Annotated in this window: 12 protein-coding genes; 5 read left to right on the top strand and 7 right to left on the bottom strand. The window is 72.1% G+C overall.

The window, feature by feature from the left end; genetic code table 11:
• Positions 1-88: 88 nt before the first annotated feature.
• The 6 genes from AB0H21_RS21620 to AB0H21_RS21595 all read right to left on the bottom strand — a co-directional run bounded on the left by AB0H21_RS21620 (position 89) and on the right by AB0H21_RS21595 (position 5,309).
• The gene (locus tag AB0H21_RS21620) at positions 89-769 is read right to left on the bottom strand and encodes a hypothetical protein (protein ID WP_358519180.1); all 681 of its coding nucleotides are present in this window, start codon (positions 767-769) and stop codon (positions 89-91) included.
• Positions 766-1,338: an RNA polymerase sigma factor gene (locus AB0H21_RS21615; protein WP_358519177.1), complete on the bottom strand. Its 573-nt coding sequence runs from the start codon at positions 1,336-1,338 to the stop codon at positions 766-768. The genes AB0H21_RS21620 and AB0H21_RS21615 overlap by 4 nt, the downstream gene beginning before the upstream one ends.
• A gap of 131 nt (positions 1,339-1,469) precedes the next feature.
• Complete coding sequence (locus AB0H21_RS21610; protein WP_358519175.1) at positions 1,470-1,877, bottom strand: barstar family protein; 408 nt, start codon at positions 1,875-1,877, stop codon at positions 1,470-1,472.
• An 8-nt stretch (positions 1,878-1,885) separates the two neighbouring features.
• Positions 1,886-2,299 (bottom strand): ribonuclease domain-containing protein, encoded by a 414-nt coding sequence (locus tag AB0H21_RS21605; protein WP_358519173.1) that lies wholly within the window; start codon positions 2,297-2,299, stop codon positions 1,886-1,888.
• Between the two features lie 339 nt (positions 2,300-2,638).
• Complete coding sequence (locus AB0H21_RS21600) at positions 2,639-3,847, bottom strand: ROK family protein (RefSeq protein ID WP_358519170.1); 1,209 nt, start codon at positions 3,845-3,847, stop codon at positions 2,639-2,641.
• Positions 3,848-4,097: 250 nt separating this feature from the next.
• Entirely contained in the window at positions 4,098-5,309 is a 1,212-nt protein-coding gene (locus AB0H21_RS21595; protein WP_358519167.1) for an FIST N-terminal domain-containing protein, read from the bottom strand.
• 172 nt (positions 5,310-5,481) lie between these two features.
• Here AB0H21_RS21595 and AB0H21_RS21590 point away from each other — a divergent pair, with 172 nt between their 5' ends.
• From AB0H21_RS21590 to AB0H21_RS21575, 4 genes are all read left to right on the top strand, one after another.
• Positions 5,482-6,951 (top strand): sigma 54-interacting transcriptional regulator, encoded by a 1,470-nt coding sequence (locus tag AB0H21_RS21590; protein ID WP_358519164.1) that lies wholly within the window; start codon positions 5,482-5,484, stop codon positions 6,949-6,951.
• Positions 6,952-7,062: 111 nt separating this feature from the next.
• A complete protein-coding gene (locus tag AB0H21_RS21585) occupies positions 7,063-9,012 on the top strand; it encodes a hypothetical protein (protein WP_358519162.1) in 1,950 nt (649 codons plus the stop codon).
• 226 nt (positions 9,013-9,238) lie between these two features.
• Positions 9,239-9,400 (top strand): hypothetical protein, encoded by a 162-nt coding sequence (locus tag AB0H21_RS21580; RefSeq protein ID WP_358519160.1) that lies wholly within the window; start codon positions 9,239-9,241, stop codon positions 9,398-9,400.
• Between the two features lie 63 nt (positions 9,401-9,463).
• Positions 9,464-9,895 carry a hypothetical protein gene (locus tag AB0H21_RS21575; RefSeq protein ID WP_358519157.1) on the top strand — a complete coding sequence of 144 codons (432 nt, stop codon included), beginning with the start codon at positions 9,464-9,466 and terminating at the stop codon, positions 9,893-9,895.
• A gap of 22 nt (positions 9,896-9,917) precedes the next feature.
• On the opposite strand, the gene AB0H21_RS21570 is transcribed toward AB0H21_RS21575, so the two are convergent.
• Complete coding sequence (locus AB0H21_RS21570; protein WP_358519156.1) at positions 9,918-11,060, bottom strand: cystathionine gamma-synthase; 1,143 nt, start codon at positions 11,058-11,060, stop codon at positions 9,918-9,920.
• 222 nt (positions 11,061-11,282) lie between these two features.
• Between AB0H21_RS21570 and AB0H21_RS21565 the strand changes: the two genes are divergently transcribed.
• A complete protein-coding gene (locus AB0H21_RS21565; RefSeq protein WP_358519153.1) occupies positions 11,283-12,572 on the top strand; it encodes an MMPL family transporter in 1,290 nt (429 codons plus the stop codon).
• The last annotated feature ends 155 nt before the right edge of the window (positions 12,573-12,727 follow it).

The following is a 12,727-nucleotide window of genomic DNA, read 5'->3' as shown; positions in this document are numbered from 1 at the left end:
GCCCTCGTGTGTCACCCCATGAGAGGGCTTGCCCGCCCCTGTCGTGCCGTACGCCTTCCGGACGCCGCACGGCACGACGGCACCGAGATCAGCTTCCCGGCGGAGGCGTCGCGTCGCCGATGCGGAACGCCGACGGATCGTCGACCGGCCGGCACGGCCGGACCGGGCCTTCGGTGAGCCCGGCGCTGAACTGCCATTCGACGCCCGGATCGCTGACGGTCGGCGTTCGCGGATTCTCCGCGATGTCGATCACCAACGTCTGCCCGGGAGCGATGCGGCGGGGGTAGATCGTGATGCCGTCCCACAGTCGCACGGCCTTGCCGGACGGCCTGCTCTCCAGCTTCTCGCGGACCCTGGCCCGTACCCCGGGGTCCTTGCTCTCCAGTTCCTCCCTGGTCGGCAAGTTCGCCTGATCCGCGTCCAGGGGCCGGTACCGGCTCACGTCACAGCGCTTGCCCAGGGGCATATAGGCGATGTCGGCGCGCACCCCCGCGGCCGCCAGATCCCTCTCCACCGTCTCCGGGGCGCGGAACTCGCGGAGGGTGAGGGTCACCGACCCGTCGGCGTTCTTCGTCACCGCGTAGGCGGGCGATCCGGATCCGGTCGCCCAGGGCACGACGACCACCGCCGCGGCGGCGACCCCGACGACACCTGCGGCCAGCAGTAGCCTGCCGACCCTGCGACGAATGGGGGCGTGCTCCCTCTGCGGCCCCGCGGCCATGTACGCCTTGAGTTCTCCGAGCAGCTTGTCCTCGAAAGTGCCGTTCATCTGAGTCCTTCCATGACGAGGGGCGGCACGACGCCGGGAACGCGCCGGAGCGACCGCCTGGCGCGGTGAAGCCGCACACGGGCGGTGCCCTGGCGGATACCAAGAACGGAGGCGGCCTCCGGGAGGGTGAGCTGGTCCACCACGACCAGTTCCAGCAGCGCCCGCTCGCCTTCCGGCAGTTCGCGCATGGCGTCGAGCGCCTCGCGTGCCGAGGCCTCCGCGTCGATCCGTTCCTCCAGGCGCGCGACGTCGTCCGCCTCCAGCAACCGGCGGCCCGCGATGCGCCGCCCGGCCTGGAGTTCCCGCGCGGCCCGCCGCCGTTCGGCCAGCAGGGTGTTGCGCGTCACGCCGTACAACCAGGCCGTCTCGCTCCCCAGGGCGGGACGGTAGGTGTGTGCGGAGTCGATCGCGGCGAGAAAGACCTCCGCCACGAGGTCCGCGACCGTGTGGGGGTCGTCGACGCGGCGGGCCAGGAATCGGGTCACCTCGTCGATGTGCCGCCGGTAGAAGGCTTCGAAGGCCTCCGGATCGCCGGCCATCTCCCCCGGCCCGGCCTGTCTGAGGCGCACCGGCCTCACTCCCTTCGTCGTCCGCCTGCTTACACACCTGCTTGGACGAAGGCCCGCAAACCGTTACAACAGCCGACGAGCGCTCATCGGCGAATCAGCGCCCAGGGCCGGGGGGAGCGGTCGGGCTGCCCTCAGTTGAAGGCGGCGGTGAGGCGGGTGTGGAGGGTTGGTTGGGCGTCGGGGGTGGTGTGGAGGGTTGTGGTTAGGCCAGTTTGGGCGGATTCGGCGAGGATGTCGAGGAGGGTGGCTAGCTGGGCGGGGGGTTCGTCGGCGAGGAGGTCCTCGGCGTGGTCGATGACCAGGGCGACCTTGCCAGCGGTGGTCAGGTCGCGGAAGGAGTCAGCCAGGGCGTCCCAGTTGCGGCCGAAGTAGCCGGGCAGGCGCAGAGCCCGCGCCGCCTCCTCGAAGAAGGCGGCGCGGGTGCGACACGCGCGCCCGTCCACGACGTCGCCGTGACCCCGGCCGGGATCCCCGGCGGCGGGCGCCGGGGCGGTGGACACCGTCAGCCAGTGCGGCAGTGGACGTGCGGCGGATGTCATGGAAGTTCCTAGAGCCTGTAGAAGTCGGTGTAGTGGTTCGGGGAGAACCAAACCGCGCCGGTGCTGCGGCTCACGACGATCCGGTACGCGTCACGTGCGGCGCCGCGCGCCCGCGAGTACACGTCGTACTCGTTGTAGGTGCCGCCAGCGGGAAGCTGACCCTCCCGGTTCTGGAAGGTGCCGCCAGTGTAGTTGTACCGGCCGTCGGGCCAGGTGTACCAGCCGGCGGTGGTCGGGTAGCCCTTGCTCGACCAGACGCTCGCGGCGTAGCGGGCGTCGGAGCAGCGGGAGATGGTGCAGGAGCTGTAGACCGCCGCGTCGGCGGGGGTGACGCCCGCCACGAAGGTCAGGGACATGAGGGTGGCGAGCAGGACGGTGAGCCGCGCGGGCCAGGCGAGCCGGGGGCGTTGCAGGGTGTGCACGAAGCCTCCTTGCGGGGGTGTTACGACACTCGTCAGGATCTCCGCTCAAATCGGGTCAGATAAAGGCAAAGACCGCCAAAGCTCCGGTGAACTTTTCGCAGCATGAGGGTATAAATCGGTCTAATTAGGACGCCTGTGGCGACCAGCCTGTTCCACCCCATTCGTCCCCGTGATAGGGCGTCCGGCGTGTCCGACCGGCGGCGCGCAACCGCCCGCACGGATCGCCCTTGGGAGAGAGCCGGCATCCCTGCCGTGAAGCGCGCGGACCACGACCGTAGCCGCACATCGGCCGGACAGACGTCGGAGGCGCCTGGTCGGGCGGCTCAGGCAAGGCCTGCCTCAGAAGGGGCCGGTCCAGTAGTGGTCCTCGGCGAGGATCAGGGCGGCGGCGCCGATCAGGCCGGCGTCCTGGCCGAGGGCGGCGGGGACGACGCGGACGCGGGCGGCGAACTCCATGCGGACGTGCGCGCGCAGGGCCTGCTCCAGCGGCTCGAACAGCAGCGGGCCCGCCTGGGACAGGCCGCCGCCGATGGTGACGAGGTCCAGGTCGCACAGGTGGGTCGCCGAGGCGATGGCGATGCCGAGCGCGCGGCCGGCCCGGGTGAAGGCGCTTCGCGCGATCGGGTCGCCCGCGGCGGCGTCGAGGGCGAGCTGACGGCCGCTGGCCCGCGCCGCCTCGACGTACAACCCTCCGGCCGCCGGCCCACGAGGCGCGCCCACCCCCTCGGACGCCACAGCTCCCAAGTCAGACCCCACCCCCGGTGTCTCGGCCGCTGCCGCCCCCACGCCCGGCGTCGCGACCGCTGCCGCCTCCACGCCGGGCGTCGCGACCGCTTTCAGTGCCACGTCCGGCCTGTCCGGCCCTGCCGGTTCCGTGCCGGAGCCCGGGATCCAGCCCTGGGTGAGGGCCCAGGAGGCGAGGCCGGGGCCGCGGCTGATGGCCTCCAGGCAGCCGCGGCCGCCGCACTCGCAGGCCGGGCCGTCCGGGTCCACCACGACGTGCCCGATGTGCCCGGCGTTGCCCGTGCCGCCGTCGATCAGGCGGCCGCCCAGGATGAGGCCGCCGCCGACGCCCGTCGAGACGACCATGCCGAGCATGTTGTCGCTGCCCCGGCCCGCTCCGCGCCAGTGCTCGGCGGCGGCCATGCAGATCGCGTCGTTGTGGATGCGCACCGGCACGCCGGGAAAGCGCGCGGCGAGCCGGTCACGGAGCGGGAAGCGGCGCCATCCGGGCATGTTGAGCGGGGACACGTGGCCGTCGGGCCAGCTCATCGGACCGCCGCAGCCGATTCCAACGCCGATCGGATCGGCGCCGGGCACGCGCCGGACGACGGAGTCCACCAGCGCGGCCAGGGCCTCCCACAGGGCCTCGGCGTCGCCGCCGGGCGGGGTGGCGACGCGGTCGGCCACGATGATCTGCCCCGTGGGGCCGACCAGGGCGGCGGCGAACTTCGTCCCGCCGATGTCGACCGCCAGCACCGCGCCGGACCCGTCCGCCGGGTCCGCGTTCCGTGTGATCCCCGCGCCGTGCGCCGCGTCGTACGTCACCTGAGCCCTGCCTCCCAGACGTCCGGAGCGGGAACGTCCGTTACTCCGTCGCGGGACCCGCGCGCCCGCGATGTACAGGATCACATGCCGGGCGAGCACGGCGGTCACCAGGGCGTCAGGCCCTCGCGCCCTCAGGGCGTCACGGCGCCGGACCTGGCACCATCAATCGGACCTGGCACCATCGACGGGACCCGGCGCCACCAGCCGGACCCGACGTCATCAAGGCGTCGAACCCGGCACCGTCAGGGCGTCAGACGCGGCGCGCGGCCCTTTCGCCGCCGGGGCCGTCCGGGCGGCTGGAGAAGACCAGGATGGACGCCGAGAAGCCGTGGACGTGGTTGTGGCCGGCGACCGGGCCGACCTCGCCGGCCGCGAAGAACCCGGCCATGCCGATCGGGCCGAGCGTGTCGTGCAGCGCCAGCGCGTCGTGGTCGGGACTGCCGAACATGGCGGCGCCCCGGCCGTTGCAGGAGAACAGCAGCGCCCCGTCGATGCGCCCGCGCTCCTCGACGTGCGCGTCGAGCAGCTCGTACAGGTCCTCGTCGGCCGCGGCGGCGTCGCGGACCTGGAAGCGGACGCTCTGGCCGATGTCGAGCACGTCGCCCACGGCCACGGCCTCGCGTTCGGGGTCGATGCCGAGGATGCCGCGGATCAGGAAGTCGCCCCGCTCGTGGCTCTCGGCGTACTCGTCCATGGCGATGCCGATCTGCAGCCCGGAGGCGACCAGTTCCCGGTCGTCCTCGTCGAGCCCGCTGACGATGTCCTCCAGGCGGGCGAGCGCGGGCTGGCCGGCGAGTTCGAGCAGCAGGTTGTCCTCGGAGCGGGTGACGACCATGGTGGGGCCGATCGGGCGGCAGCCCTGGCTGACGACGGTGCTCACGTTGACGGGCCCGCTCAGCATGACGCCGATCGCCCCCTCGGTGTACATCTCGCCGCCGGCGAACAGGCGGACCGAGCCCTGGCCGCGCATGCCGTTGGCGAGCCCTCCGACCAGGGGCAGGTCGCCGAGGACGTCGGAGGAGTGCTCGACGAAGGCGTCGGTGGGGAAGCTGTACGGGTCGGCGAGCAGGATCGCCACCCGGTCGTCCGGATCGCGGTCGGGAAGACCGATGATCACGAACCGATCCTCCATGCGCAGGGTTTCCAGGACGAACGTCGTCACGCGGGCGCCGTCCAGACTGGCCGCCCAGGCGCTGACCGCCGAGGTGTGCTCGACGCCCTGGCTGTCGCCGATCACGCCGGTGGCGCTGCACCCGATGACCTGGGCCCCGGGCGCCATGCGCATGGCCCGCAGCCCGGCGCGGGAGACCTCGTCGGGGTCCTCTCCGCAGATGAAGAAACACACCAGGTCCGGCGGACCCGACAGGCCGGAGAGCGCCTGGCGCACCGCCTGCTCGGCGACGGCTTCCAGGTCGGAGCCCACGGCGAGACCGTCCGCGAACCGGCTCGTCAGCACTGCCACACGCCTCGCCTCCCCTTCCGCGCGAGTCGTTGTGTGTCGCTGGGTTTTGACCCTCTTGGCCGGATTCTCCCCACTACGGGAGTAACGACGCGCGCGTAGCGTCACACAATGGTCAAGATCCGAAATGTGTATAAGCTGCCACAAGCTTCCCCCGCGACGTAGTCTCGTTCCCGTGCATGAATCGCCCACACCGCGAAGTGAGACCCCGCAGGCCCGCACACTGCGTGACCTGCGCGAAAGTGGACACACCTATCGCACGGTCAAGGCGGAGATCCGCGAGAACCTGCTCGCCAGGTTACGCGCAGGCGAGCCCAGATTCCCGGGCATCGTCGGATTCGACGAGACCGTGCTCCCCCATCTTGAGCGGGCCCTGCTGGCGGGACACGACCTGGTGCTGCTCGGCGAGCGCGGCCAAGGCAAGACGCGCCTGATCCGCACGATCACCGGCCTGCTCGACGAGTGGACGCCCGTGATCGAGGGGTGTGAGATCAACGACCACCCGTACGCGCCGGCGTGCGTCCGCTGCGTCAAGCTCGCGGCCGAGCGGGGCGAGGACCTGGAGGTCGACTGGAGGCACCGGGAGGACCGGTACGGCGAGAAGCTCGCCACGCCGGACACCTCCGTCGGCGACCTGATCGGCGACGTCGACCCGATCAAGATCGCGGAGGGCCGCACGCTCGGCGACCCGGAGACGGTACACTACGGCCTCGTGCCGCGCACCAACCGCGGCGTCTTCTCGGTCAACGAGCTGCCCGACCTGGCCGAGCGCATCCAGGTCTCCCTGCTCAACGTGCTGGAGGAGCGCGACATCCAGGTGCGCGGCTACAACCTGCGGCTGCCCCTGGACGTGCTGCTGATCGCCAGCGCCAACCCCGAGGACTACACCAACCGCGGACGGATCATCACCCCGCTCAAGGACCGCTTCGGGGCCGAGATCCGCACCCACTACCCGATCTCGCTGGAGGACGAGCTCGACCTCATCCGCCAGGAGGCCGCCCTCAACTGGAAGGTCCAGAACGGGCTCCCCCTCGCCACCGAGGACGGCGCGGGCCTGAGCGCCGAGCTCCCCGACCACATCGTGGAGGTCATCGCCCGCTTCACCCGCCTGGTCCGGGAGTCCACGGCGGTGGACTCACGCTCGGGCGTCTCGGCGCGCTTCGCCATCGCCGCCGCCGAGACCGCCGCCGCCTCGGCCGTACGGCGGGCCGCGATCACCGGCGAGGAGCGTCCGGTGACCCGGGTGGCCGACCTTCCGGCCGTCGTCCCGACCCTGCGCGGCAAGGTCGAGTTCGAGGTCAGCGAGGAGGGCCGCGAGGTCGAGGTGCTCGCCCACCTGCTGCGCCGCGCCGTCGCCGAGACCTTCCGGGGCACGCTCGGGGGCATGGACCTGTCCGCGCTGCTGGACAAGTTCACCGAGGGCGTCCAGATCGAGTCCGGCGAGCTGACCACCGCGACCGACCTGCTCCAGCGGATCGGCCAGGTCAACGGCCTCGCCAAGATCATGTCCGCGGTGGGCATGGGCGAGGGCGACGAGTCTCCGGGGCACGCCGCCGCGGCGCTGGAGTTCGCCCTGGAGGGCCTCTTCCTGATGCGGCGCCTGTCCAAGGACGAGGTGGACGGCGGGGCCGTCTACCGCACCTGAGGCGCGTTTCCCGCGGGCGGCGTGCCGGCTTCGGTACGCCGCCCCGCGAGGCGTTCCCTGGATCGGTCACTTCATCGCACATCGGACATCTGACGATTAGGCTGCCAAGTGATGAGCGGATACCGATACGGCGAGTACCACGACGGACCCGATCCGCTGGCACCGCCGTACGACGTACGCGCCGCGCTCGACGAGATGGGCGACGCGATCCTGCAGGGCTCCACCCCCCTCGACTCCCTTCGTGATCTGCTCCGGCGCGGCCTGCCCGGCGCCCCGGACCGGCGCGGGCTGGACGAGCTGCTGCGCGAGGTGCGCAGGCGCCGCCGTGAGCTGTCCGAGCGGGGCAATCTCTCCGGCACGCTCGACCGCGCCCGCGCGCTGCTCGACAAGGCCATCGGCCAGGAGCGCGCCGAGCTGTTCCCCGACCCCTCCGACGAGGCGCGGCTGCGCGAGGTCGAGCTGGACTCGGTGCCGTCCGACACGGCGAGCGCCGTCCAGCGGCTCGGCTCGTACGAGTGGCGCTCGGCGGCGGCGCGGCAGACGTTCGAGGAACTGCGTGATCTGCTGCGCCGGGAGGTGCTCGACAGCCGGTTCCGCGGCATGCGCGAAGCCCTGGCGAATCCAGACCCGGAGGCGATGAACCGGGTTCGGCAGATGATGTCGGATTTGAACGACATGCTCGACCGGGACGCGCGCGGCGAGCACACCCAAAATGATTTCGAGCAGTTCATGGAGAAATACCGGGATTTCTTTCCGGAAAATCCCCGTAACCTCGATGAACTCATCGATATTCTCGCCCGCCGCGCCGCCGCCGCCCAGCGGATGCTCGCCTCCATGACCCCCGAGCAGCGTGCCGAACTGCAGGCGCTGATCGACCAGACCCTCCAGGACGCGGGCCTCGCCGAGCAGATGGCCCGCCTCAGCCAGTCCCTGTACGCCCGCCGCCCCGACCTCAACTGGGACTCCTCCGAGCGCATGGACGGCGAGCAGGGCCTCGGCATGGGCGACGCCGTGACCGCCCTGGAGGAGCTCGCCGACCTGAACGACCTGGAGGCGGCCCTCCAGCAGGACTACCCCGGGGCCCGGCTGGACGACGTGGACGAGGCGGCGATCCGCCGTGCCCTCGGCCGGTCCGCCGTGGACGACCTGGAGGCCCTCAGGCAGATCGAGCGCGAGCTGGAGCGCCAGGGCTACCTGCGCCGCCAGCGCGGCAAGCTGGAGCTCACGCCCAAGGCCGTGCGCCGGCTCGGCGAGACCGCCCTGCGGCGCGTCTTCGACTCCCTGGACGCCGGGCGCAGGGGCGACCACGACCAGCGGGACGCGGGCGCGGCCGGGGAGCTGACGGGCTCCTCGCGCCCGTGGCGGTTCGGCGACGAGCAGCCCATCGACGTCGTCCGCACGCTGGTCAACGGCGTGCGGCGCGGCGGCGCGGGCGGCCGGGTGTCGCTGTCGGTGGACGACTTCGAGGTGGCCGAGACCGAGCGCCGGACCGCGGCGGCGGTGTGCCTGCTGGTCGACCTGTCGTACTCGATGGCGCTGCGCCAGACCTGGGCGCCCGCCAAGCAGACCGCGCTGGCGCTCCAGGCGCTGGTGGCCTCGAAGTTCCCCGGGGACGCCGTGCAGATCATCGGTTTCTCCAACTACGCCCGGGTGCTCCAGGCCGAGGAGCTGGCGAGCCTCGAATGGGACATGGTCCAGGGCACCAACCTGCACCACGCCCTGCTCATCGCCGGACGCCACCTGGACCGGCACCCGGACTTCGAGCCCGTGGTGATCGTCGTCACCGACGGCGAGCCGACCGCCCACCTGACCCGCAACGGCCGCTACTGGTTCGAGTGGCCGCCGTCCCGCGAGACGCTGGAGCTGACGCTCTCCGAGGTCGACAAGATGACCCGGCGCCGGGCCACGATCAACGTCTTCATGCTGGCCACCGACGAGCGCCTGAAGGAGTTCGTGGACGAGGTCGCCCGGCGCAACGGCGGGCGCGTGTTCTCGCCGAGCGCCGACCGGCTCGGCGAGTACGTCGTCAGCGACTTCCTGCGGTCCCGCCGCGCCCGCTGAGGCCGCCGCCCCTGCCCCGCCCTGCTCAACGCCGGATTTGCGGACAATCACCCTTATCGTTGCGGCGTGCCGGGAACGATGGAATCACTGGCATTCCGAGGCGCCCGCCGACCGTTAATCGGTTGCCTATCCAAATGCAAGCGCCGAGGATATTTATTGGCAGTATGCCGACGACGGCCCCCCTGAGGCGGTTCCGCCGTTTCGCCTGTCGTGAAAGGAGGGTGCCATGATCGCGGCGGTCGCTCTCCTCCTCGTGATGGTCCTCACCGTCACGATGTTCGAACTCACCGTCAACAATCGGTTCCACGCGCAGACCCCGCCCAAGCAGGACGAGGCGGACGAGATCGCCGAGTCCGCCATGGGCGCGCACGACGTCCCCCGGTCGTGAGATTGCCCGCGGTTGGGCCGAGACCGTTCCCTGGCTGATCACCCAGGCGATAGCCTCGGCGGCATGTCGTTCCTGGACAAGCTTCTGCTCTGGCTGCACATCGGCTTCGCGATCTTCGCGATCGGCCCGGTGACCGTCGCCACCAGCTTCACGCCGCGCTATATCCGCGCCCGGGACGTCGGCGTGCTCCGGCACCTGCACCGCACCACGCGCGTCTTCGGCGTCCTGACGCTCGCGGTGTTCCTGTTCGGGATCGCCCTGGGCCGCAGCGCCCTGGCCAAGCCCTACCTGTCCGTCTCGATGACGCTGTTCATCGTGGCGGCGGTGCTGCTGGTCATGATCGAACGCGACCAGCGCACCGCCGTACGCGTGCTGTCGAGCGAGACCCCCGAGGACGACGCCAAGGTGCAGACCGGCAGGATCGCCATGCTCTCGTCGATCACGGCACTGATCTGGCTGGTGATCCTCGTGCTCATGGTCTGGTTCAACCCCTGAGCCCGGGACGCGACGGCGGCCGCTAGTCGCGCAGCGCCTCGGTGAGGTCGGCCAGCAGGTCGCCGATCGTCTCGATGCCCACCGACAGGCGCACCAGGTCGGACGGCACCTCCAGCGCGGAGCCCGCCACCGAGGCGTGGGTCATGCGCCCCGGGTGCTCGATCAGCGACTCGACGCCGCCGAGCGACTCGCCCAGCGTGAACAGCTTGGTGCGGTCGCACACCCGCACGGCTTCCTCCTCGCCGCCGGCGACCCGGAACGACACCATGCCGCCGAAGCGCCGCATCTGCTTGGCCGCGATCTCGTGGCCCGGGTGGCCCGGCAGCCCTGGGTAGAGCACCTCGGTGACCCGCGGGTGCGACAGCAGCAGGTCGACGACGCGCTCGGCGTTGTCGCAGTGGCGCTCCATGCGCAGGGCCAGCGTCTTGACGCCCCGCAGCGTCAGCCAGGCGTCGAACGGCCCGGCGACGGCTCCCATCGCGTTCTGGTGGTAGGCGAGGCGGTCGCCGAGGTCGCGGTCCCGGACCACCAGCGCGCCGCCCACCACGTCGGAGTGCCCGCCGACGTACTTGGTGGTCGAGTGGACGACGATGTCGGCGCCGAGCGCCAGCGGCTGCTGGAGGTAGGGCGAGGCGAAGGTGTTGTCCACGATCAGCAGCGCCCCCGCCTGCTGGGCGATCGAGGCCAGCGCCTCGATGTCGGCGATGCCGAGCAGCGGGTTGGTGGGCGTCTCGACCCAGATGGCCTTGGTCTCGGGACGGACGGCGGCGCGCACCGCGTCCAGGTCGTGCAGCGGGACCGGGTCGAAGAGCAGGCCCCAGCGCGAGAGCACCTGGGCGAACAGGCGGTAGGTGCCGCCGTAGGCGTCGTCCGGGATGATGACGTGGTCGCCGGGGGCGCAGACCGCGCGCAGCACGGTGTCCTCGGCGGCGAGGCCGGAGGCGAACGCCAGGCCGCGCGTGCCGCCCTCGATGGCGGCCAGGCATTCCTCCAGCGCGGTCCTGGTCGGGTTGGCCGAGCGGCTGTACTCGTAACCCGCCCGGAGCCCGCCGACGCCGTCCTGCTTGTAGGTGGACACGGCGTAGATCGGGGGCACCACCGCGCCGGTATGCGGATCGGCCTCCTGGCCTGCGTGAACGGCCAATGTCTCGAAACCTTCTATCATGCACACACGCTATCGCCCCATCCTGAGGAGGAGCCCCTGCTCGGTCCCCTACGGCGGAAGAACGAGCCCTGGATCGGCCGATCGTCCGATGGCAGGAGGGCGGAACATCCTTATTGTCGAGTCATCGTGGTGAACGTACCGGTCATGAAACGGACATGATCGCCGCGGTCGGGGACGTCAAGGCGGCTTCCGCCCGCGACGGCCGACGACGGGACCAAGACGATGCTCGACGTCATCGGCGGGCTCACCACCCGCCGCGCCGGCTGGGTGCTCGCCACCTGGCTCGCGGTGCTCGCCGCCGCGCTGGTCACCTGGCCCGAGGCCCTTCCCGGCGGTTACGGGCCCCTGCCCGCCGGCCCCGGAGGAGCGGCGGGGACGGTCCTGGCGCTCCTCGTCCTGATCGTCGTGCTCAGATCCCCGGCCGCGGCGCTCACGGCCGTGCTCGCGGCGGTCGCCGTCCACTGCCTGTCCGCCGGGCTGCTCATCGGCCTCGGCCTGCCCCCGGCCCCCGAGGTGTTCGCCTACGGCACCGCCGCCGGGTCCGCCACGATGCTGGCCCACCGCGTCCGGGAACGCCTGCACGCGGCCGAGCCGCCCGCGCGGGCCGTCGTCACCGCCCTCGAACAGGTGGGGGCGGTCGTCGCCACCTCCGGGGCCGCCTGGATGGCCGCCTGCGCCGCCCTCCCCCTCGGCGCCCTGCCTCGCGGCCTCGGGCCGTCCCTGGCGCTGACCTCGGCGGTCCAGATGCTGGTCGTCCTCACCCTCGTGCCGGCGGTCCTGGCGGTGCTGGGCGGCTCCCTGGCGTGGCCTGGGCGGCGCCGTACGGGGCCGCCGACCGCCCTCGCGCGGCTGGGACGGGCCGTCGTCGCCCGGCCAGGCGCGTGGACGGCCGTGACGGCGGCGCTGATCCTCGCGATGGGGGCGACCGGGCCGGTGCTGGAGCCCGAGCCGCTGCCCTTCACGGTGATGGCGGTCGCCGGGGTGCTGGTCGCGCTGGTGCTCGCGCTCGTGCTCCGGAGCCTCGTCGCCCCGATCTACGTGACCACCGGCGGGTTGCTGGTCGCGTGGGCCGCGGGGACGGCCGCCGCCGACCCGGGCCGGCAGCTCGCCGTGTTCATGTTCTCCCTGGTGACGAGCGTCGCGTCGGCGGTGCTCGTCCTGGCCAGGGTGCGCGCCGCCACCCGTGCCGGTCGCGACCCGCGGACCGGCTCGGCGCTCGCGGTCAAGTACGCGGGCCCGCCCGCCCTGGCCGCCCTGCTGGCCGCGGGAACGCTGACCGCGGGCGGCTCGGGCGTCCTGTCGGGCCTGTGCCTGGCGGCCGGGGGCGCGGGGCTGGCGCTGGTCATCGTCCCGGGGCTGGCCGCGACGCTCGGCGGGCGGGCGTGGTGGCCGGACACCGCCCCGGAGGCCATGAGGCCGGCACCGGCTCCCTCCCCGGAGCCGGTGGACCCGGCGGACGCAGTGGACGCAGTGGACGCAGTGGACGCGGCGGGCGTGGCCGGGAGGCGCTAGAGGTCCTCGCCCGTCCCCCCGCGGCCGACGCGCGAGAGGAGCACGGGGTCGGCCAGGGCCAGAAGGGCGAACGAGCACACGCCGAGGATGAGCAGGATCACACCGAAGACAGTCATTTCCCCTCCATTCACGATCCAGCATCGCCGCCGCGATAC

Source organism: Sphaerisporangium sp. NPDC051011, assembly GCF_040653595.1.
Lineage (GTDB): Bacteria > Actinomycetota > Actinomycetes > Streptosporangiales > Streptosporangiaceae > Sphaerisporangium.
Note: the sequence above shows the minus strand (reverse complement) of the source record. Positions and strands in the feature narration are given on the sequence as shown.